Genomic DNA, 21,588 nt, shown 5'->3' with positions numbered 1-21,588 from the left:
GGGTTTGGTAGGTTGTTTGAGAAAATAGCAAGACAGATACCTCCTAACATGGAGGTACTGGTAAATGCAGCAGAAGCGCGTGTTTTGGATATGCAACCTGTAAATAATTAGAAAAAATTATAGATTTGGAAGCGTCTTGCAGGCTGCATTTTTGGGGAATCATATCGGCGCGTTCATCCAGTCATAAGACTCGCTGTCCAATACCTGTTAGCTGATAGAGGTATACCATGAATCGAAAACCTCCAGTAGATGTAAAAAGAAAACTTAGAGAGGAAGTTGGATTTGGTTGCCCAGTTCCAGATTGCGGGCTGCCTTATCTTGAATGGCATCACTTTGATCCGCCATGGCATATAGAGAATCATCACGATCCATGCGGGATGATTGCGTTATGCAGAGAACACCATATTCAGGCAGATAATGGTGCATTTACAAAAGCGCAGCTCCATGATTTTAAGAAAAATGGAAAAGAGAATTGGTCACAGGTGTGCGGCAAGTTCAATTGGATGCGAAATCGTCTGCTTGCCGTTGTTGGTAGCAACTTCTACTACGAGACACCAGTAATTTTTGAGTTCAAGGAGCAACCTATAATTTGGTTTGAGAGAGATGAAAACGACTACTTGCTTCTTAATCTTCATATGCTCTCTACAAGTGGAGAAGCTAGGGCTTTCATAAAAAACAATGAATGGTTTAATGTTGGTGGCGAAGAGGATATTGACTGCCCACCATCTGCTAAAAAAGTGAAGATAAGCTATCCGAATGGAGATTTGGTTTCCGTTGAGTTTTTTGAATTAAACACAATTGAAGAAGCCCAGAAACGTTATCCTGAAGCCCGGGTTTCCGGGTGGCCCATTGAGTTGCCTGTTACAGCAGTAGAAGTAACGAACATAGTTGCGAATTCAGGGCTCGAGTTTAATGCAAAAGAAACAAGATTTGGCATGGGTAACGTCATTAAAAATAGCTTTGCATCGAACTGCAGAGTCGGAATATCAATCAGCTAACCTTTAGCGCAAGCGAACCGTTTTTTTCTGGAGCGGTTACGCCACGAGATCGGCTGTTTGCATGAAGTTACTTGGGAAATGGGAGCTAAGTGCATGGCTTATGCCGATTATGTGCCGAAAAAAGTTTGGGATGAAAGGTATGAGTGGTTGCGCCAAGTGGAGGAAGAGAGCCAGCACCCATTGGCCTCGTATCTCCTAAGTTCACAAGGTGTCTTTATCGCATATGATATTGAAGCGGCTTTTTGTGCTGGCGCTTGGGTTTCTGTAATTATTTTGGCACATGCTGCCATAGACGCAACAATGCGAGATACGGAGGCTTTGGACTATCGTTCTAACTCGAAAGTTATATTTGATGATGATCCTGATTTAGAGTGGCTTAGGAAGACCAGAAACGCACTGGTGCATGTTTCCGAGAGGGGGCAGTCTAAGTTTCTGCCAGAAGGTGACATGGACAATGTTGCTGAATATCACGATTCGCTAAGAGAAGCAGCAGAGAAATCAATTCGGCTATTGTTTAAGGCCATTTATGCAAATCCAGGCACATAACCAAAAGTAACCGCTACCTATCCCCCTCCCCGCCTTCATCAAACAACGAAAGCTGCTGACGATTGTCGGGTTGTGCTTTTTTAGTGTGCTGTTTTGAAGGCCGCCGCTGACTCGCCAGCTTATCCACAATCGCTTGGCTGGCATCTCTAGCCTCCGGCGTGCGACGCAGTTCATAAAGCAGCTTCTTCCAGTGGCGCGCTTCGGCTTCGAAATCGTTGGGGGTGGGGTAGTCGATGCCGGGCTGAAAGCCGAAGCGTTTCTGCAGGCTTTCCGGCAGTGCCCAGGGTTTGGCGCGCCATTCCTGAGGCAGGGGCGAAAGCTCGGGCACCCAGCGGGCGATGAATTCGCCGGTGGGGTCGTTATCTTCTGCTTGCTTGATGGGGTTGTAGACCCGCATGGCATTGGTGCCCGTGGCGCCTGCTTGCATCTGCACTTGGGGGTAGTGAATGCCGGGTTCGAAGTCGGTGAACAGCCGTGCCAAATGCAATGCAGGTTCGTACCAGTGCAGCCCAAGGCCAAAGGTGGCGTGGGAGAGCAGCATGGCGCGCATGCGGAAGTTGATCCAACCGGTGGCGGTCAGGCTGCGCATGCAGGCATCCACCAGCGGCACGCCGGTTTGGCCGCGCTTCCAGGCGATCAGGTGCGGGTGTTCTGGGTCGCGCTCCCGCAGGCCGCGCAGCGCCGGGTGTAGGGTTTGATGCTCGATGCTGGGTTCGCTTTCCAGCTTTTGAATAAAGTGGCAGTGCCAGTAGAGCCGTGAGGTAAAGGCGCGCAGCGAGCGAGCCCAGGCGGTGTCGTCGGCGTGTTTTTGCCGCTGGCGGCGCAAGGATTGCACCACTTCGCGCATGGAGAGCGTGCCCCAGGCCAAGTGCGGGGAGAGCCGCGAACCAAACTCCCAGGCCAGTAACGGTTTAGAGAGCGAGCCGCGATAGCGCCGCCCGCGCTGGGTAATAAAACTCAGCCACAGCGCACGCCCTTCACTGCGCCCGCCGCGCTGACGTTGGGGGCAGGGCGTGGTATCGAACCCCAAGGTGAGCGAGGGCAGTTGCGTTACGTCCACGTGATGAAACGCTTCCCAACCGGGAGCTGCCACCGCTGTTGGCGGGGCGGGGTAGGTGGGGGCGGCCATCAGCGCTTCCCAGTGGCTTTCCCAGCGGGATTGATGCCCCGTGCGGCTGCTCAGCCCGCGAATCACGCCCTGCTGGCGGGCTTCTTGCCAGGGCAATTGGTGGGCGTGGCACCATGCCTGAACGCGCTGGTCGCGCTCAAAACTCCAGGCATTGCCGGTCTCTTGGTGGGAGTGCAGCACCAGTTCGCCGTAGTGGGCTTTGAGCGCGGCTAGGCACTCCACTATATCGCCCTGCCACAGGCAGAGCGGCAAGCCCAGCGTGTTGAGCGCTTGGGCAAGGTCAACCAGTGAATCAGCGGCAAACTGCCAGTGGCGTAGGGCGCTGTCGGGTGCTTGCCACTGCCCAGGCTCGATGGCAAATAGCGGCAGCACCGGGCCCGCCGCTGCGGCGTTGGCCAGCGGTGCGTGATCGTGAATACGTAAATCGCGTTTGAACCAAACGACCTGAAGGGGTGCCTGAGCCATTAGCCGTAACGCCTGTTCGTCACTTATCTATTCGTGATGCAGTGATGACGTTACCATCAAGCGATTGTTTGCGTAACCAACTGAGTCACACCCGCCCCACAGGAGAACCACTATGTATATCGCCATGAACCGTTTTCGGATTGCCCCAGGCCGCGAAGAGGATTTTCTAGAGGTATGGCGCAACCGCGATTCCCACCTGGACGAAGTGCCGGGCTTCAAGCAGTTCCAAATGCTGCAGGGCGAAAGCCAGGAAGACCACACCGTGTTTATCTCCCACAGCGTGTGGGAGTCCGAAGAGGCCTTCCGCGCCTGGACGAAGTCAGACGCCTTCCGCAAGGCCCACGCCAACGCCAAAGCGCCGGAAGGTATCTACCTTGGCCCGCCTAAGTTTGAGGGGTTTGAGGTGGTGTTGTAGGCGGAGTTAACGGCGGCAAATAGCGTTCAAGTAACTGGGCCGCATGCAGTACCTTGAGGTCTTGATATTTACCCGCCACTAAGTGCAAACCTACCGGCAGCCCCTGGTTGTCTAACCCGCAGGGAAGGGAGGCCGCGGGCTGTTGGGTCAGGTTGAAGGGATAACTGAACGGCGTCCAATCCATCCAATCTCGATAGTGTTTGCCCGGTGGTACGTTGTGGCCCGCTGCAAAGGGCGCAATGGGCATCGTAGGCGTTACTAGCAAATCATAGCGTTCATGAAAGGCGGCCATGTGAGCGGTCAATTCGCTGCGCTCACGCCGAGCGGCGAGGTAGGCGGAAAGCGATACATCTTGCCCGCGTCGTGCAATCTCCAGAAAGCCAGGATCAAGCGCTGCTTGCTGCTGTTCGTTCAGTTTTTCGAGTGCCTGCGTGGCCCCCGCAAACCAGAGTGTATTAAACGTTTTAAGCGGATCGCTAAAGCCTGGGTCAATGCGTTCTACGGTGGCCCCCAATGCTTCTAAATAAGCGATGGCTTCCTCAACTCGCTGGGCAATATCTGGCGCTACCTCTACATAGCCAAGATTGGCGCTAAAAGCGATGCGCCAGCCACTGAGGCTCGCTGGGGGCGGCGTGAGCCAGTCTGGCCCGGTGGGGTTCCCAACGTAACCATCCCGAGCATCGGGCTGGGCCATGACGCTGAGCATGAGGGCGCTATCACGTGCAGTGCGCGTCATAGGCCCTAAATGAGACAGCGTACTCATGGTGCTGGCAGGCCACTGAGGCACCCAGCCGAAAGTGGGTTTAATACCAAACGTGCCGGTAAAGCTGCACGGAATACGGATGGAGCCGCCCGCGTCGCTGCCTTGATGAAGTAGGCCCAGGTTAAGCGCCGCGGCTGCCCCCGCGCCGCCGGATGACCCTCCTGGCGTTAGCTCAGTGTTCCAAGGGTTGCGGGTAATGCCGTGCAGCGGGTTATCGGTGACGCCTTTCCAACCAAATTCAGGCGAGGTGGTTTTACCGACCACAATGGCCCCGGCATTGCGTAGGTGACGGCTAATGGGCGCATCTACCTCCCAGGGGCCATCCTGAGTCGTGGTGGTGGAACCCAGCCGTGTAGGTAGGCCTTTGGTAAGGGTTAAATCTTTGATCGTCACTGGAACCCCGTCTAGCGGGCCGCAGGGGGTGCCTGCTTGCCAGCGTCGAGCGGATTCTGCCGCTAAACGGCGTGCCTCTTCCCCGTTAATACAGGTGAAGGCATTCACCTTGGGGTTATCTCGCTCAATACGCGTTAAGCAGTCCTCCACCAGCGTTTCTGGCGAAAGCGAGCCCTCGCTGAAACGTGCCAATGCATCAGTTGCCGTCAGGGTTTCAAAGGTATCCGCCATGATTACTCCCCGCTTTTCACACCGGCCGCATTGAGCATGGCGTGCAGTAAAACGTTACAGCCTGCGTGGACGTGCTCGGGGGTGGCGCTTTCAATCTCGTTATGGCTAATGCCATCTTTGCAGGGAATAAAAATCATGGCAGCGGGGGCGGCACGGCCAACAAACATCGCATCGTGCCCGGCTCCGCTGATGATATCCATGTGTGACAGCTGCAGCTTTTCAGCGGCTTGTCGCACGCTATCCACACATGCTTTATTGAAATGCTCTGGCGCAAAATCTGCGGTGGGGGTGAGCTCGTATTCCAGCCCGTGACGTTGGCAAATGTCTTCAACGGCGGTAGCCACCGCTTGGCCCATAGCGATTAGGGCGTCGGGTTCCCAGTGGCGCATATCCAGGGTCATTTTGACTTGGCCGGGAATGACATTGCGCGAACCTGGGTGTAGCGTCATACAGCCTACCGTGCCGCGCCCGTGGGGTTGGTGCTCATGGGCAATTCGGTTGAGCGCTTGAGTAACTTCTGCGGCCCCCATCATGGCATCCCGACGAAGATTCATTGGGGTGGGGCCTGCATGGGCTTCAAGCCCTGTGAGGGTTAAGTCGAACCACTTCTGCCCAAGCCCACCGATGACAACGCCAATAGTGGTGTCGGTATCTTCGAGAATAGGGCCTTGCTCGATGTGTGGCTCAAAATAGGCTTTGATCTCGCTGGGGGAGACCTCATCACTACCGCGATAGTGAATCGCGTCTAAGGCATCGCTGACCGTGACACCATCGGCGTCGGTGCGCGCCATCATGGCGTCAAACGCCAGCTCACCAGTGAATACCCCGGAGCCCATCATACAAGGGGGAAATCGGCAGCCTTCTTCGTTGGTCCACGCGACCACTTCAATCGGCGATTGCGTGGTGATGTTGTGCTGGTTTAGGGTGCGAATCACTTCAAGGCCAGACATGACACCAAAGCAGCCGTCGTATTTACCGCCGGTGGGTTGGGTATCTAAGTGACTGCCGGCCATAACTGTTTTGGCGCTGGGGTCGCTGCCTTCCCGGCGGGCAAAAATGTTGCCGATATTATCAATGCGAATCGTACAGCCTTCAGCACGACACCACTGAATAAACAGGTCGCGGCCTTGGCGCTCTAAGTCGGTCAGTGCCTGGCGGTTCACGCCGCCCTTAGGCGTGGCCCCTAGCTTGGCCATCTCCATGAGCGACGCCCACAGGCGGTCGCTGTCAGTGAGTAGGTTGGACTCTTTGATGGGGGTAACGTAGGTATTCATCTCACTCTCCTCGCAAAGTTAACCGGATGTGTTTTCCGTTAGTAAGTCGTGCAGCTTGGAACGGTGATTCTGATGATTGGGTGAGTCGTTGCTGACCAGCATCTGTACTGCCATTTCTGCTTCCAGTGCGCTCATGTGATGTTCAGCATCGGCCATGTGCTCGGCCATGATCTGTCGCACACGCGGGGCATCTTCAGCGCGGTAGGCATCCACTAGCTGCCGGTGGTAATCCTGGTTGGCGTGGTCGAATTGCTTTCGCTCCGGGACGTACGCTTTTTTGATCACCACCAAATCGCGCAGCATGTCGTTTAAGAACTGGCACATAAACGCGAGCAACGGATTCGGGCAGGCACGGGCCAGCAACTGGTGAAACTCCAGCTCTAGAAAACGTTGGTGTCGATGATCCTCTTCATGACTCGCACAGCAGGCGCAGGCCGACATATTGGCTTCCAACTGTTGGAAGTCCTGTTCGTTGAGCTTACCCACCACGGAGGCCGCCAGTTCTACTTCCAGCAGTCTGCGTAACTGGTACACCTGCTTGCCATCCAATTGTTGGAAGTGCAGGAAGTTACGCAGCATTCGGCTGGCGGGCTCCATGCTGGGCTGATTAATGACCGCGCCTCCTTTAGGCCCAGTTTTTAACGTGATGAGCCCCTCAACCTCTAAGATCTTGAGCGCTTCGCGCACGGTGCCCTTAGCGCTACCGTAAAGCTCCATCAGCGCTTTTTCGTTGGGCAGCCGGTCGCCTTCTCCCAGTGACTCTGCGGCTATCCAGCGCTTGATGTCGTCGCTAATCAGCTCGGCAAGCTTGGGTCTGCGCGGCAAGGTTGAAACAGGGGCTTGAGTCATCAACCCACTCCTTATTGGTGGTTAGCGCTATTGGTGATTTCTTGTGTATAGGCGGGTAAGCGCTCTGGGTGGTACTCGGCATCATAGTCATAGCGTGCTTGAGTAAAGCGTTCCACGACCGCTGTGTCGCGTCGATGCAGCGCGTGGCTGAGCCCAACAAACAGCGCAGCATTCAGCAATAAACCCCAGAAACCCGCATGGTAGCCAAACGGTGCGCTGAGCGGGCCAAAGGTCATGAGGAGCACGCAGGCAACGCCCGCCCACAAACCCGCCAGTGCAGCGGTGGGGTGCGCTTTTTTCCAGGTGATGGCCCCTATGGTGGGAATGATCAACTGCGCGGTGCCCGCCAGTGCCGCAATACCAATCGTGACCAGTACGCCAGGTACGGTAAGCGCCATGATATAAGCGGCCAATGAGAAGCCCACCAGCGATAAACGACCGATATACACAATGCGCGCTTGGCTTGCGTCACGATTTACATAGCGTTTGTAAATATCCATCGTCACCACGGTAGACACCGCGTGGATCTGCGAATTAGCGGTAGACATAGCGGCTGAAGCACCGGCTGCCATGATCAGTGAAGCGAGTAGGTAAGGCGCATACTCCATCAGCATAATGGGCAGGATCTGGTCCGGGTTCTCTACGTTGGGTTCAAGCAGCACGCCTGAATAGCCAGACAGCACCGAGCCTACATAGGCAAAGGCCGCCAACCCCAGCAAGAACGGCATCAAGTTAAACAGCTTGCCGTGTTTCACCGAGTACATACGCAGCCAGATTTGCGGGCCCATAAAGGCACCAATGGCGGTAATGGCAAATAGCGAGAACCACATGGGGTAGCCCATCGTGCCGTTAGGCCCAGGCATGGTGAGATGGTCAGGAGAGGTTTGCTGAAGCTGACTAAATAGCGCTGTTGGGCCACCTACTTGGCTGGAAATGTAGTAACCGGCATACAGCATGCCGAAGAATAGCAGCGCACCGTAAATAACGTCGGTCCAGGCGATAGCGCGGATACCGCCAATCCATACGTAGATGATAATAATGAAGTAAAACAGCAGGGCGGCGAGCCAGAAAGGAATTAATCCGCCCGAGGCGACCTCGATTAAATAAGCGCCGCCAGTGAGCTGGATCTGCAGATAAGGTACGGTAAAAATCAGCGTAATAGCGGCAACGGTAATGCGTAGTGCCTCGCTATTATAAAAATCACCAATTAAATCTGAAGGTGTTAAATAATTGAATCGTTTACCTAAAAACCAAACCCGTTTGCCTATCCAGTAATACATAAAGCCAAATAGGAGATTCCAGGCTAACGCCGTCAGAAATACCGGCCCGTTGGTATAAAACGTGGCATTAGAGCCGAGGAACGCAAACGCACTCCACCAGGTTGCCGCGACGGTGAAGAAGACCGCGATACTCCCCATGGCACGGCCTTGAACAAAAAAGTCCTCGCTAGTTTCTTGCGATTGACGAGCGGATAAAACCCCCACCATCAAGGGGATTATCATAAAAGCTGCAATAATTAATAAGCTACCGGTCATGGTGAACCCCTTTTTTTACAGCTGTTTAGTTGCGTGGACAGAGGATGGTTCGGGGCTGCCCCAATTGGTGAAATAAGCCACCAAAAACAGTGCCGTTAATGCAAACCACCAGAACAAGTTCCACACCAGCAGAAAAGGGAGTCCCATCACCATGGGTTCTATGCGGTTAGCCAGCATAATGAGGGGGCTTTCCAGCATAAAAAAGCTGAAGAGCATGCCGCCATAAATAGACAGCTTTAAGGGTGTTAAGTATTTCATAGCAAGTTAGCCCTTTGTTTATATTGAAATTGTGAGCAATGTTCATAGTGCACGCAGGCAACAACAGCGCTGTTTGGCGCATTGTCTGTGCGGGTGCTACTTAGGCGTGTTCCACTGATTTGTTGTATTTATTCGTATAAATATAAGAATTAGGCGCTTTGAATCGCTACGTCAAGGTGAGTAGGCAACGTTTGGCGCTGTATTGCGTATGGATTCTCTAACGTGAACTCAAGAAAAGCATAATTTTATAAACGTAGTGGGTGGCGCATGCTGTGGGCATGTCTCAAAGCGACGGAGCTGGACACTATGTTTGGTTTAAAAAGTAAAACAACCGCACAGTCAGCGGAAAAAACGGCTGAGCAGTCTGCATCAGGCACCGCCCTCAACCAGCACTTCTGGATGCCGTTCAGCGCGAACCGCGATTTCCGCGCGAATCCGCGCATGATTGCGGGGGCGGAAGGGCGTTATTACATCGATGACCAGGGGCACAAGCTGTTTGATTCGCTCTCTGGCCTATGGACCTGCGGGGCAGGCCATAACCGTGAAGAGATCCAAAAAGCCGTGGCGGCGCAGCTCGGTACGCTGGATTTTGCCCCCGGTTTTCAGATTGCCCACCCGTTGGCGTTCAAGCTGGCGGAAAAGGTCGCGAGCTTAACGCCTGCCGGGCTGGATCACGTGTTTTTCACCAACTCCGGTTCTGAAGCCGCCGATACCTCGGTCAAGATGGCCAAGGCCTACTGGCGGTTAAAAGGTAAGCCGGAAAAAACCCGCATGATCGGCCGCGCCAAGGGCTACCACGGCGTGAATATTGGTGGCACCAGCCTGGGCGGTATTGGCGGTAACCGTAAGCACTACGGCCAGTTGATGGACGTGACGCACCTGCCCCACACCCTGCAGGCGGGCCATGCGTACACCCGTGGCCAAGCGGAAACCGGCGCAGAGCTGGCCGATGCGCTGCTGGATCAAATCGCCCTTCACGATGCCTCTACCATTGCAGCGGTGATTGTGGAGCCGATGTCGGGTTCGGCGGGTGTGATTGTGCCGCCAAAAGGCTATTTGGATCGGCTGCGGGAGATCTGCACCGCCCACGATATTCTGCTGATTTTTGATGAAGTCATTACCGCCTTTGGCCGCAGTGGGGCGACCACCGGGGCCGAAGCGTTTGGCGTCACGCCGGATATCATGAACGTGGCTAAACAGATCACCAATGGCGCGATCCCCATGGGCGCAGTGATCGCCTCTGGTGAGATTTTCGACACCTTTATGCATGCAGGCGGTGCCCAACACGCTATTGAATTCCCCCACGGCTACACCTACAGCGCCCACCCCGTGGCCTGCGCGGCGGGGCTGGCGGCGCTGGAGATGATGGAGCGTGAAAACTTCCCCGCTCAGGTGAATGCCATCGCTCCGGTATTCGAGCAAAAGCTGCACGCCTTAAAAGGCCACAACCACATTGTCGATATTCGCAACTACGGTTTGGCCGGTGCTCTTCAGTTAGCGCCGCGCAACGGCGACCCCACCATTCGCCCCCGCGATGCGCATATGGCGCTGTGGGAAGCAGGCTTTTACGTGCGCTACGGTGGCGACACCCTGCAGTTCGGCCCTCCCTTTGGCACCACGGAAGCCGAGCTTGAGCGTTTGTTCGATGCCGTTGCGACCACCCTGGATTCACTGGCGTAACCCTGGCCAACCCTGTTTTGGAGTTTCATGATGAGTGTTGTTTCCCACCTGATTAACGGTGAGCTAGTGGAAAGCCAGCGCACGCTGGACGTCACCAACCCTTCTACGGGAAAAGTGATCCGCCACGTGGCGGATGCCAGCGCGGCGGATGTGGAGCGTGCCATTGCCGCAGCCCAGGCTGCTTTTCCTACCTGGCGCGATACGCCGCCCGCCAAGCGCGCCCAGGTGATGTACCGCTTTAAGCAGCTGCTGGAAGAGCACGCGGACCGCCTCGTGCAACTAGTCAGCGAAGAGCATGGCAAAACGGTCGAAGACGCCATGGGCGAGCTGAAGCGTGGCATTGAGAATGTCGAGTACGCCTGCGGCGTGCCGGAGCTGTTAAAAGGCGAGTACTCCCACAACGTGGGGCCAGGCATTGATGCCTGGTCTAACTTCCAGCCGCTGGGCGTGGTCGCGGGCATTACCCCGTTTAACTTCCCCGCCATGGTGCCGCTGTGGATGTACCCGATGGCGATTGCCTGCGGTAACACCTTCATTCTTAAGCCTTCCGAAAAAGACCCATCAGCGGCTATGGCCGTGGCCGAACTGCTGCAAGAAGCGGGGCTGCCCAAAGGCGTGATGAACGTGATTCACGGCGGTCGCGAAGCGGTAGAAACACTCTTGGATGCCAAAGCCGTGAAAGCCATTTCGTTTGTGGGTTCCACGCCCGTGGCGGAAGCGATTTATTCCCGAGGTTCGGCAGCGGGCAAGCGCGTTCAGGCCCTGGGCGGGGCTAAGAACCACGCGGTGATTCTGCCAGATGCCGACCTAGAAAACGCCGCCAACACGCTGATGGGCGCTGCCTACGGCAGCTGCGGCGAGCGCTGCATGGCGATCTCGGTAGCGGTGTGCGTGGGCGATGAAACCGCCGACCGGTTAGTGGAAACCATGCTGCCCAAAATCGCTAAGCTGAAGGTGGGGCCGGGTACCGATAAAGTCCTGGATATGGGCCCGCTGGTCACCGCAGAGCATCGCGATAAAGTGCTTGGCTTTATTGAAGATGGTGTGAATGCTGGCGCTTCGCTGGTAGCGGATGGCCGTGGCCTGACCGTGGCTGGCCATGAGGAGGGCTACTTTGTGGGTGGCTGCCTGTTCGATAACGTCACCGCTGAGATGCGCATTTACCAGGAAGAGATCTTTGGGCCAGTGCTCTGCGTAGTGCGGGTCGGCAGCCTGGACGATGCCATGCAGCTGATTAACGACCACGAATACGGCAACGGCACCTGCCTGTTTACCCGCGATGGCGAAGCCGCCCGCCGCTTCACCGACGGTATCGAAGTGGGCATGGTGGGGGTGAACGTACCGCTGCCTGTGCCGGTGGCCTACCACAGCTTTGGTGGCTGGAAGCGCTCGCTGTTTGGCGACCTTCACGCCTACGGCCCAGACTCGGTTCGCTTCTACACGCGCCGCAAGGCGGTTTCCCAGCGCTGGCCTTCCGTCAGCGAAGCCACACGGGCGGAGTTCTCGTTTCCTACTAACCAGCGTTGACGCGATGCGCTAACTGCGCCATCTTCACTGCACCACCGCCTGCATCATTGCTGGGCGGTGGTGTATTTTTTGGTGCGTATTATGAGCGGTCAGGGTTGCAAAGGGATACCAGCGTGGCGAGAACACAGGACGAAATTCGGCAAACGAACGTCAAAAAGATCCTTCAGGCGGCGGAGCAGCTGTTTGCCGAGAAAGGCTACGCCGGGGCCTCCATGGGCGATATTGCCCAGTTAGCCGACCTGCCAAAGTCCAACGTGCACTACTATTTCGCCACTAAGAAAGTACTCTATCAAGAGGTATTGCTGGCGCTATTAGAGTTATGGAAGCAGGACGCGCTCTGTTTCGAGCTGTACGACGACCCTCGAGTGGTGCTCTCCACCTACATACGCGCCAAGATGAACCACTCCCGCAACCGCGCCCACGGCTCCAAAGTGTGGGCCGCCGAAGTGATGCAAGGTGCCCCGATGCTCAAAGAGCGCCTGCGCGATAACCTCTATGAATGGGCCAAACTGAAAGAGTCGAAAATCCGCGAATGGGTCGATTCCGGGCAAATCAACCCCGTCGAACCTTCCTACCTGCTCTATATGATCTGGGCCTCTACCCAGCACTACGCCGACTTCGACTACCAAATTTCACTGCTGAACGACGACAAACCGCTGGACGACCTACAGTTTGAAAAAGCCGTGCAGTCGGTGACCTCGGTGATTTTAAGAGGCATTGGGCTGACGGCTTAGTGGGCGCTAGTGTCCTAAGCATTTAATCGCGGCGCTGCGTTGTTAATGCTCTCTTATCTTGGTGCTTTGGTTTCCAAAACGTTTGTTTTCCCTCCTGGTAGGCCTGTTCACGGGTGAGGCCAATATCTTTCAGTAAGTGGTCATCTAGCGTGAGCAGTTGCCGACGGCTGCGGCGGCGCTGCTGGTAGTGGCTTAGCTGGTAACGAAGCTGAGTGAGGCTGAAGCGTGGCATGGCGGCTCTCCGAACGGTGGGGTGCCTGTTTAGGTTACGCAGCCTGTTGGTGGCAATACAGATATAGGTTTTTTTATTTTCACGATACAGATGGGCGTGTTATACCTCTGTATGGAGAAACGAGATGCCTTCTGTATGGCAGATGAACCGAGCGGGGTGGGCGTGATGACGCGTTATGAAGAGGTGGCGGCAACGTTGCGGGAGCGGATCGAGCATGGGATTTATCGCGTGGGCGACCGGCTACCTTCCATTCGCGCGGTCTGCCAAGAGCTGAACGTCAGTATCTCAACGGCGCAAGAAGCGTATCGCCAATTGATGGACGCCGCACTGATTGAGTCGCGGCCAAAGTCGGGCTACTTCGTGCTGCCGTGTCGTATTCCCTCCGTGCTGCCTTCTGTCTCGCGACCAGCCCAGTGCCCGCTGGATGTCTCCCAGTGGGACCAAGTGCTAGAGCTGGTAGCTACCCAGCGAGACGACAAACGGCTGCTGCTTGGGCGCGGTGTGCCCAATCTTGAGGTGGCGTCGTTAAAGCCATTGTCGAAAATCCTCGCCGGGCTGCACCGTAGTAACGATCTGCACGGCTTTAATTACGACAAACTCAGCGGCAGCCCTGAACTGCGCCAACAGGTGGCGCGTTTGGCGGTGGCGTCTGGTTGCCTGCTGCATCCGGATGATGTGTTGATTACCACCGGCTGCCAGGAGGCACTCTCCATTGCGCTGCGTACGCTTACCCAGCCTGGCGATGTGGTGGCGGTAGATTCGCCCAGTTTCTACGGCACCATGCAGATACTGAAAGCCAACGGTTTAAAGGCGCTGGAGATTCCCACCGACCCGCAAACCGGCATCAGCCTGGAAGCGTTAGAGCTGGCGCTAGAGCAGTGGCCTATTCGCGCTATTCAGGTAACGCCCACCTATAACAACCCCTTGGGCTACACCATGCCGGAAGCGCGCAAGCGGGCGCTCTATCAGCTTGCCCAACGGTTTGATGTGGCCATTATTGAAGATGATATTTATGGGGATTTGGCCTACACCCAACCCAGGCCGCTCACGATTAAATCCTTTGATACCGACGGGCGCGTGCTGCTATGTAGCGGTTTCTCGAAAACCTTAGGGCCGGGCCTGCGCGTGGGCTGGCTGGCACCTGGCTGCTACCGAGAAAAGGCGCTGCATATGAAGTACGTCTCCACCGGCGCTTCTGCCACGTTGCTGCAATTGGCCGTGGCGGAGTTTGTCGCCAAGGGCCATTTTGAGCGTCATCTACGCACTGTTTCCCGCCAGTATCAACGCCAGCGGGATGTGATGATTAGCTGGGTGCAGCGCTACTTTCCGAAAGGGTCAGGCATTAGCTACCCGCAAGGGGGCTTTTTACTCTGGGTAGAGCTACCGGCGGATGTCGACTGCGTGCGCCTTAACGAGCGCTTAGCGCAACACGCCATCCATGTGGCGCCGGGGGCGCTGTTCTCTGCATCGGGTAAGTTTCGCCAGTGCTTGCGGTTGAACTACGCGTTTACCTTAACGCCTGCGATGGAGAAAGCGGTGCGCACGGTAGGCGAGTTAGCGAGTGATATGCTCAGCGAGGTACGCGAGTCCTCACTGGCGATGAAGTAAGAGCAACGAGGTGTTCATTCAAGAAGGCCGCTGAAACGCTGCGCGCGCCTGTTCAACGCGTTCGCGCGTGACGCAGTTCAACGAGTGATCATTGATCAGCCCGATGGCCTGCATAAACGCAAACGCGGTCGTCGGGCCAAAAAACTTCCATCCGCGCTTTTTAAGATCTTTTGCTAGCGCGATAGATTCTGGCGATGTGGTTTGGGTTTGTGGGGCAGGCAGAGAAGCGCTGTCCGGTTCATAGCGCCAGAAAAACGCCGCTAAAGAGCCTTCTTGAACCACCATTTCCTGCGCACAGCGCGCGTTATTGATGGTGGCTTCGATCTTACCGCGATGACGAATAATGCCCGCATCTTGCAGTAAGCGCTGCACATCCTCTTCGTTAAAACCGGCGACTTTATGGAAATCGAAGTGGTGGAAAGCCGCGCGGAAATTCTCACGCTTGTTCAAAATCGTTCGCCAGCTCAAGCCTGATTGAAAACTCTCCAAGCAGAGCTTTTCAAACAGCCGCTGGTCATCGGCAACGGGAAAGCCCCACTCGTGGTCGTGGTAGGGCAGAAACTCCGCTGCTCCGCCACACCACTGGCAGCGTGGGTGGCCATCGGGGGCGATAAAGTTGGAGGCCATTTAACGTACCATCTGCCCGCCGAACCACTCTTGAGCCGTGCGCCAAAAGCACATGCCAGCGAAGTAAAGTGAGGTCACGCCTAAGCCCCACAGTGCCCAGGCGGCATGATCAGAGTTTGAGAGGATTAACGAGGTTGCGCACACGCACCAAAGCAGCGTCACAGCGATATTGAGCGGCATAAATAGGCGCACTCGAAACGGGTGCAAAAACTTCATTTTCGTCACGGTCAGCATCGCCAGGACGAGGATCGCCGCAAACGTGACGAAGGGAGGTAAATCAAGAATATAAAAATAGGCCGCGGCAATATTCCAGGCGGCAGGAAAGCCCACGAAGTAATTATCCTGGCTTTTCATATCGACGTTACAGAAACAAAACATCGATGACAGTAGAATGATAAAGACCGATAGCAGCCCTAAATAGGGCGGCAATTCAATGAAGTAGTAAATAAACAGCGCAGGAATAAACGCCCAGGTGAGGTAATCAATCACCATATCCAGCGTCGATCCATCGAAGTGGGGCAGGATGGTCTTCACTTCATATTTGCGTGCCAAGGTGCCATCAATACCGTCGATCATCATCGCCGCCCCCAGCCAGAGCAGGCAGGCCACCGGGTTATTGTCGACCAGCGCCAGGAGCGCCATCGTGCCAAGCAGCACGCCGCTGGCGGTAAAGATATGGACACTCCAAGCTTTATATATCGAAGCGCGGGATTCGGTATGCGAAGAGAGCGATTGGACCACGGTAACCCCAGTGGGAACGCGTCGTCCCCTTGCTGTTAGATGGATTAATAAGCGTTCAAAAGACGATACACTACTATAAGAAAACCGTCAGGAAATACGCAGCGTATACGCTAAGTGCCTTTTCACTCCATTGCCACGGTGAGTTAGTACACCCACTAGGGAGATAACGCATGACCCACGTTCGCTCTGCCACGATTCATGATCTCGATGCTTTAACCGAGCTGTTAGATGGCTATCGGCAGTTTTATCAACAGCCAAGTGATACTCCAGCAGCGCGTGATTTTTTGCGCCAGCGCTTTGGGCAGGCGGACTCCCGAATTTTGGTGAGCGAAGGCGTTGATGGCGCAATAACAGGCTTCGTTCAGCTCTACCCTGGCGTCTCCACCGTGGGTTTAAATTCACGCTGGACGCTAAACGACCTCTTTGTGCTGCCAGAGTGCCGTGAGAAAGGAACGGGCCGAGCGCTGATGGAAGCCGCCACCCAGCTTGCCCGTGAACATGGCGTCGCGCGTTTGGTATTGATGACGCAGGTCGAAAATGAGCGCGCCCAGCGCTTATATGAATCGCTGGGCTGGCAGCGCAATACGGCGTTTTACGGCTATTTACTCGATATTGAGTAAGACACGTGAGCTAGACATCTATCTCACCTGAACCCGTAGGATTTAGGGGGTGCTCTCCACTAACAATCCCCGCATTAACGTTTCGACCATACCCTCGTACTCGTCTGCCAATGAAAATTGCAGCGGGTCTTGTAGCCAGTCAAAACAAATGCCGATTAAGAAGCCATGAAAGTGAAGTCGGGCACTGGCAGGGCTAAGTCCCCGGCGTAGCTGGCCATTAAGTTTCGCCTGCTCGAACAGCTGCTCGACGCGCGCTTTTGAGTACTCTGACAGCTGAGTGATCATACTGATACGCGGGTGATCATCCTCTAGCTTTTCGCAGCGGTGTAGCACGATGGTCGCGGCGCGTTGCAAGGGCAGGTTATAGCAAATAGCGCTGAGCGCGCTGTGAGCAATGGCTTGCAAGCAGTGTGTGGGGGCGTGGCCTAAACGGCGCGCTGCCTCATCAACAATTTCATCGAGCGGCACACGAACCCGCTCTAGCAGGGCATTGAATACTGCCGCTTTATCTTCAAAATGCCAGTAAATAGCACCGCGGGTTACGCCAGCTGCTGCCGCAATGTGGGCTAGCGTGGTGCGCGACACGCCTTGAGCGAGAAACTGGATTTCTGCGGCATCTAGAATCGCCTCGCGGGTGCGTTCAGCCTCGGCTTTGCGGCGTGACATAGCAGCTCCTAAGAAAAATGACCATATTTGACATGACTGAATGGCAAAGTCGTCAGTAGGCGATTAGTATACACGTTCACTGACATTTATGAATGTCAGTGAAACCCTTATGATTGCGTAATGACAATACCGCCGAGGAGTCTGCTGTGCGTAACCCTGTGATTCGATTGCTTCCAGCGCTGCTGGCCTTGCTGCTGGCAGCAGGTAATGCTTATGCCGGCCAGAATGAACCGCCTCCTCGGCCGGTGAAACTGATGACACTAGAGGCGTCAGGTGCCTCGCTGCAGCGCCAATTCCCTGCGCGGGTTGAAGCCACCACGCGTAGCAACCTCTCGTTTCGCATGGCAGGCGAGCTGTTAGAACTTAACGTGAGCCCAGGCCAGCGGGTAACAGAAGGCACCTTAATCGCGCGTATTGATGATCGGGCGATGCGTAGTGAATTAGATAGCGCCCGTTCGCGGTTAGATTTGGCGCAGGCAACTCACGAACGCATGCGTTATACCCTCGAGCGTGGGGCAATCAGCCAGGCGCGGTTTGATGAATCAGAAGCGGAGCTGCGTGCTGCTCGGGCGACCTTTGAGCAGGCTGAAGAGCAGCTGGAAAATACCCAACTGCGCGCCCCTTATGATGGTGTCATTGCCCAGGTGCCGGTCGATAACCGGCAGATTGTTCAGGTGCAGGAGACCGTGGCGGTGATTCAGCAGCCAGGGCAGCTTGATGTGATCTTCCATCTACCCCAGCAGATTGTTCAGCAAATACCGCGCAATGACGAGGTGACACCGTTTGAAACGGCGATGGCCTTTGAGGTGCGGTTTGGCAATAGTGAAAAACCTTACTTGGCGCAGCTAGCGTCTTATACCACCCAGGCCAGCGCGCAAAGCCTTGCTTATGAGGTAACGCTTCGGCTGCCGCAACCCGACGACATCACGCTGCTGGATGGCATGAGCGCCACCGTGCGGCTTGATTTAGGCCAACTGTTACCAGCGTCCGAAAGTCTCGTTTGGCATTTGCCGCCTGATGCCATTGGCTACCTTGGTGAGAATCCAGAACAGGCCGTGGTGTGGCGTTTTCAGGCGCCTGATCGTTTAGAGGCAGTGCCGGTCGAAGTGGGGCGTTTAACCTCTAAGGGGCTAGAAGTAAGCGGTGAGCTGGCCGCGAATGATCGCGTGGTGGCAGCGGGTGCCCATCGTGTCAGCGCGGATATGCGCGTCACGCCATGGGAAAAGGAACAGGGGCTATAAGATGGTTGACTACTTCTTACGCCACCGGGCCGCGAGCTATTTAATGACCGTGGTACTGCTTATTGGTGGATCGCTCGCATTCACCGGCATGGGGCAGCTGGAGTTCCCCGAATTTACTATTCGTAATGCGCTGGTCACGACCCAATATCCTGGTGCCACGCCCGAAGAGGTGGAGCAGGAAGTCACCTCGACGCTGGAAGAAGCCATTCAAGAAATGCCCGCCATTAAACGCATCAGCTCGGTAAGTTCTGATGGGTTTTCGCAAATCACCGTTGAGCTGCAAAGCACGGTGCAAAACGAAGAGCTACAACAGCTGTGGGATTCATTGCGCCGTAAAGTGGGGGATGCTCAGGCGGCCTTGCCGCCAGGGGCGAGCCGGTCACGGGTTAACGATGATTTTGGCGATGTGTTCGGGCTGATGATTAACCTCACGGGCGACGGCTACGCCATGCCGGACCTAAAAGGCCATGCCGAGTTTCTAAAGCGTGAGCTTGCGCTGGTAGATGGCGTTGAAAAGGTATCCCTGGCGGGGGTAAGGGAAGAGCGCATTTTTATAGAAGTGGACCGAGAACAGCTGCGTGCGCTAAACATCCCGTTAAGTTCTCTTCAGCAACTGCTGGATACGCAAAATGCCGTAGCGGACTCGGGTCACTTGAAACAGGGAGGTCAGCGTTTCCGAATAACGCCGTCGGGTAGTTCCGCCAATATTGATGATTTGCGTGCGCTAATCGTCAGTGAAGGTAATGGCGAGCTGGTCAGGCTGAGCGATATTGCGGAGATTTCTCGTGGCTTAACCGAGCAACCCCAGCAGCTTTACCGCGATATGGGGCGGCCTGCCATCTCGCTCGGTATCTCGTTTGAAAGCGGCGTTAACGTTGTTGAGGTAGGTGCCCGCCTTGATCAACGGCTAGAGGAGTTAGACGCGCGTACCCCCTTAGGTATGGAACTCAATGTGGTCTATGACCAGCCGAGCGTGGTGGATGAGGCGGTATCCGGCTTCCTCGTTAGCCTAATTCAGGCGGTGGCCATTGTGATTGTGGTGCTCATGCTGTTTATGGGCTGGCGCAGCGGCCTGCTGATGGGCTTTATTCTGCTGATTACGATTATTGGCACTTTTATGCTGATGCGCATCCACGGCTTGCAGCTGGAGAAAATCTCGCTGGGAGCGCTGATTATCGCGCTGGGCATGCTGGTCGATAACGCCATTGTGGTGACGGAAGGCATGCTGGTGGGCCTGAAACGTGGCCAAAGCATACGAGAGTCGGCACATCAGGTGGTTCGGCAAAACGCATGGCCACTGTTGGCCGCTACGCTGATTGCGGTGGCTGCCTTTGCACCGATTGGGCTATCGCCGGATACCACCGGTGAATTTATCGGCTCGCTGTTCTATGTGTTGCTCTATTCGCTGCTGCTGAGCTGGCTGACGGCCCTGACGCTCACGCCGTTCTATTTCAAACTGCTGTTTCGCAATGTGGCTCCAAGCAGCACGGATGAAGATCCTTACAAAGGTGCGGTGTATCGCCTGTTTAGCCGTGTGATTGTGGCCGGTATCCGGCTGCGTTGGCTAACGCTTGGCCTGGTGATGGCCATACTGGCGGGCGCCGTGTTTGGCTTCGGGTCAGTCAAAAATGCCTTTTTTCCGGCCTCGAATACGCCCATTTTCTTTGTCGATTATCGCACGCCGGAAGGCACCGATATCCTGGAAACCCAGCGGCGGGTAGCAGAGTTAGAAGAGGTGGTGATGGAGATGGAAGGCGTTCACCACCTCACCACGGTTGTCGGCGGTGGTGCCCAGCGCTTTACCTTGACCTATGCGCCGGAAGACCGCTTTGCCAGCTACTCACAGCTAATTGTCGAGACCCATGATAAAGCGACGCAGCAAGCGCGCATGGCGGATGTCGAAGCCGTGCTGGAGCGCGATCATAGCGATATCGACTATAAAATTGCCCCGCTGGAAGTGGGGCCCGCGCCCAAAGCCAAGATTGAAGCCAGGCTTTATGGCAGCGACCCTGCCGTGTTGCGCCAGCTTGGTGATCAAGTTGAGGCCCTGTTTAGCGATACGTCCAATATGGTCAGCGTGCGCACCAACTGGCGTAACCGCGTTCAGGCTGTGGTGCCTATTTTTGCCGAAGATACCGCGCGACGGCTGGGCGTTACGCGTGAGAATTTAGCGGCAACGCTGGCGCTGAGTACCAGTGGTAGCCAAGTGGGTCTCTATCGTGACGGCAGCGACCTGATTCCGATTGTTGCCAGAGCGATACCGGAGCAGCGCAACGATATCGACAACCTAGGATCGTTGAACGTATGGAGCGCTGAACAGGGGCGTTACATTACGGCGGATCAAGTGATGCGCGATGTAACGACCCAGGTCGCTGATCCGCTGATAATGCGCCGCGACCGCGAGCGTATGCTGGCGGTATATGGCGAGCCTGACCCGCTCAGCGGGGTGACGGCAGCAAGCGTATTGGCCCAAGTGCGGCCTCAGGTAGAGGCGCTGGAATTACCACCCGGTTACCGGCTGGAGTGGGGCGGTGAATTTGAGACCGCCGGTGAGGCGCAGAGCGGCCTGTTTTCGTCGCTGCCGCTTGGCTTGGTGATGATGTTTATTATTACGGTGGTGCTGTTTAACAACTTCCGTCAGCCGCTGGCGATCTGGTTTTTGGTACCGCTGACTATCGTCGGGGTCGTTGCGGCTCTTCTCGTAACGGGAATGCCTTTCTCGTTTATGGCGCTGCTGGGTACGTTGAGCTTGATCGGGATGGTGATTAAGAATGCCATCGTTCTGGTAGAAGAGATCAATGTGCAGCTGCCGCTGCACAAAGATCGCTATCACGCCGTGGTGCGCGCTGCCATTAGCCGTGTTCGGCCCGTATCCATGGCCGCCCTGACGACCATGCTAGGGCTGATTCCACTGATCAGTGATGCCTTCTTTGCCAGCATGGCGGTCGCGCTGATAGGTGGGCTTGGGGTGGCCACACTGCTCACCCTTATCGTGCTGCCGGTGATTTACTGCGTGCTTTATCAGATCAAGATTCATGAGGATTAAGGCAGTCTTT

The 21,588-nt window shown here is 55.6% G+C and carries 20 protein-coding genes; 10 read left to right on the top strand and 10 right to left on the bottom strand.

Translation table 11 applies throughout. The features are described 5' to 3' along the window. Positions 1 to 227: 227 nt before the first annotated feature. Together AB6K10_RS01750 and AB6K10_RS01745 are read left to right on the top strand one after the other, a co-directional pair. Positions 228 to 998, top strand: coding sequence for an HNH endonuclease signature motif containing protein (locus AB6K10_RS01750; protein WP_339117854.1), 771 nt, complete (start codon positions 228 to 230; stop codon positions 996 to 998). A 93-nt stretch (positions 999 to 1,091) separates the two neighbouring features. Then, positions 1,092 to 1,544: a hypothetical protein gene (locus AB6K10_RS01745; protein ID WP_339117853.1), complete on the top strand. Its 453-nt coding sequence runs from the start codon at positions 1,092 to 1,094 to the stop codon at positions 1,542 to 1,544. A 13-nt stretch (positions 1,545 to 1,557) separates the two neighbouring features. Here the strand turns inward: AB6K10_RS01745 and AB6K10_RS01740 are convergent, their stop codons facing one another. Further along, on the bottom strand, positions 1,558 to 3,138 hold the full coding sequence (locus AB6K10_RS01740; RefSeq protein ID WP_339117852.1) for an FAD-binding domain-containing protein: 1,581 nt from the start codon (positions 3,136 to 3,138) through the stop codon (positions 1,558 to 1,560). A gap of 112 nt (positions 3,139 to 3,250) precedes the next feature. Here AB6K10_RS01740 and AB6K10_RS01735 point away from each other — a divergent pair, with 112 nt between their 5' ends. Beyond that, the gene (locus AB6K10_RS01735; RefSeq protein WP_062363117.1) at positions 3,251 to 3,553 is read left to right on the top strand and encodes an antibiotic biosynthesis monooxygenase; all 303 of its coding nucleotides are present in this window, start codon (positions 3,251 to 3,253) and stop codon (positions 3,551 to 3,553) included. Here the strand turns inward: AB6K10_RS01735 and AB6K10_RS01730 are convergent. From AB6K10_RS01730 to AB6K10_RS01710, 5 genes are all read right to left on the bottom strand, one after another. After that, positions 3,522 to 4,940, bottom strand: coding sequence for an amidase (locus AB6K10_RS01730; RefSeq protein WP_339117851.1), 1,419 nt, complete (start codon positions 4,938 to 4,940; stop codon positions 3,522 to 3,524). The two genes, AB6K10_RS01735 and AB6K10_RS01730, sit on opposite strands and share 32 nt — an antisense overlap. A gap of 2 nt (positions 4,941 to 4,942) precedes the next feature. Next, positions 4,943 to 6,214 (bottom strand): Zn-dependent hydrolase, encoded by a 1,272-nt coding sequence (locus tag AB6K10_RS01725; protein WP_339117850.1) that lies wholly within the window; start codon positions 6,212 to 6,214, stop codon positions 4,943 to 4,945. Positions 6,215 to 6,232: 18 nt separating this feature from the next. After that, positions 6,233 to 7,063 (bottom strand): FCD domain-containing protein, encoded by an 831-nt coding sequence (locus AB6K10_RS01720; protein WP_339117849.1) that lies wholly within the window; start codon positions 7,061 to 7,063, stop codon positions 6,233 to 6,235. Between the two features lie 11 nt (positions 7,064 to 7,074). Next, positions 7,075 to 8,550 (bottom strand): sodium:solute symporter family protein, encoded by a 1,476-nt coding sequence (locus AB6K10_RS01715; RefSeq protein WP_339119587.1) that lies wholly within the window; start codon positions 8,548 to 8,550, stop codon positions 7,075 to 7,077. A gap of 63 nt (positions 8,551 to 8,613) precedes the next feature. After that, on the bottom strand, positions 8,614 to 8,856 hold the full coding sequence (locus AB6K10_RS01710) for a hypothetical protein (protein ID WP_339117848.1): 243 nt from the start codon (positions 8,854 to 8,856) through the stop codon (positions 8,614 to 8,616). A gap of 306 nt (positions 8,857 to 9,162) precedes the next feature. Here AB6K10_RS01710 and AB6K10_RS01705 point away from each other — a divergent pair, with 306 nt between their 5' ends. The 3 genes from AB6K10_RS01705 to AB6K10_RS01695 all read left to right on the top strand — a co-directional run bounded on the left by AB6K10_RS01705 (position 9,163) and on the right by AB6K10_RS01695 (position 12,797). Next, the gene (locus tag AB6K10_RS01705) at positions 9,163 to 10,536 is read left to right on the top strand and encodes an aspartate aminotransferase family protein (RefSeq protein WP_339117847.1); all 1,374 of its coding nucleotides are present in this window, start codon (positions 9,163 to 9,165) and stop codon (positions 10,534 to 10,536) included. Positions 10,537 to 10,566: 30 nt separating this feature from the next. Next, a complete protein-coding gene (locus tag AB6K10_RS01700) occupies positions 10,567 to 12,063 on the top strand; it encodes a CoA-acylating methylmalonate-semialdehyde dehydrogenase (protein WP_305947780.1) in 1,497 nt (498 codons plus the stop codon). Positions 12,064 to 12,176: 113 nt separating this feature from the next. After that, complete coding sequence (locus AB6K10_RS01695) at positions 12,177 to 12,797, top strand: TetR/AcrR family transcriptional regulator (protein WP_159343348.1); 621 nt, start codon at positions 12,177 to 12,179, stop codon at positions 12,795 to 12,797. Between the two features lie 22 nt (positions 12,798 to 12,819). On the opposite strand, the gene AB6K10_RS01690 is transcribed toward AB6K10_RS01695, so the two are convergent. Beyond that, positions 12,820 to 13,029 (bottom strand): DUF1127 domain-containing protein, encoded by a 210-nt coding sequence (locus AB6K10_RS01690; RefSeq protein WP_083025026.1) that lies wholly within the window; start codon positions 13,027 to 13,029, stop codon positions 12,820 to 12,822. Between the two features lie 165 nt (positions 13,030 to 13,194). On the opposite strand from AB6K10_RS01690, the gene AB6K10_RS01685 reads away from it, so the two are divergent. After that, complete coding sequence (locus AB6K10_RS01685; protein WP_305947781.1) at positions 13,195 to 14,637, top strand: PLP-dependent aminotransferase family protein; 1,443 nt, start codon at positions 13,195 to 13,197, stop codon at positions 14,635 to 14,637. Between the two features lie 18 nt (positions 14,638 to 14,655). Here AB6K10_RS01685 and AB6K10_RS01680 read toward each other — a convergent pair whose 3' ends face one another. Both AB6K10_RS01680 and pcsA read right to left on the bottom strand, forming a co-directional pair. Beyond that, positions 14,656 to 15,264 carry a DNA-3-methyladenine glycosylase I gene (locus AB6K10_RS01680; RefSeq protein ID WP_305947709.1) on the bottom strand — a complete coding sequence of 203 codons (609 nt, stop codon included), beginning with the start codon at positions 15,262 to 15,264 and terminating at the stop codon, positions 14,656 to 14,658. Then, a complete protein-coding gene (gene pcsA / locus AB6K10_RS01675) occupies positions 15,265 to 16,005 on the bottom strand; it encodes a phosphatidylcholine synthase (protein WP_305947710.1) in 741 nt (246 codons plus the stop codon). It lies immediately after the preceding gene. Positions 16,006 to 16,175: 170 nt separating this feature from the next. On the opposite strand from pcsA, the gene AB6K10_RS01670 reads away from it, so the two are divergent. After that, on the top strand, positions 16,176 to 16,625 hold the full coding sequence (locus tag AB6K10_RS01670) for a GNAT family N-acetyltransferase (protein WP_305947711.1): 450 nt from the start codon (positions 16,176 to 16,178) through the stop codon (positions 16,623 to 16,625). Positions 16,626 to 16,667: 42 nt separating this feature from the next. Here AB6K10_RS01670 and AB6K10_RS01665 read toward each other — a convergent pair whose 3' ends face one another. Next, a complete protein-coding gene (locus AB6K10_RS01665) occupies positions 16,668 to 17,291 on the bottom strand; it encodes a TetR family transcriptional regulator (protein ID WP_305947712.1) in 624 nt (207 codons plus the stop codon). A gap of 146 nt (positions 17,292 to 17,437) precedes the next feature. On the opposite strand from AB6K10_RS01665, the gene AB6K10_RS01660 reads away from it, so the two are divergent. Both AB6K10_RS01660 and AB6K10_RS01655 read left to right on the top strand, forming a co-directional pair. Beyond that, a complete protein-coding gene (locus AB6K10_RS01660) occupies positions 17,438 to 18,532 on the top strand; it encodes an efflux RND transporter periplasmic adaptor subunit (RefSeq protein WP_305947713.1) in 1,095 nt (364 codons plus the stop codon). A gap of 1 nt (position 18,533) precedes the next feature. Beyond that, a complete protein-coding gene (locus tag AB6K10_RS01655) occupies positions 18,534 to 21,578 on the top strand; it encodes an efflux RND transporter permease subunit (protein WP_305947714.1) in 3,045 nt (1,014 codons plus the stop codon). Positions 21,579 to 21,588 lie beyond the last annotated feature (10 nt).

This window comes from Halomonas sp. BMC6 (assembly GCF_964204995.1).
Lineage (GTDB): Bacteria > Pseudomonadota > Gammaproteobacteria > Pseudomonadales > Halomonadaceae > Vreelandella.
This window is presented reverse-complemented; position numbering and strand designations above follow the sequence as displayed.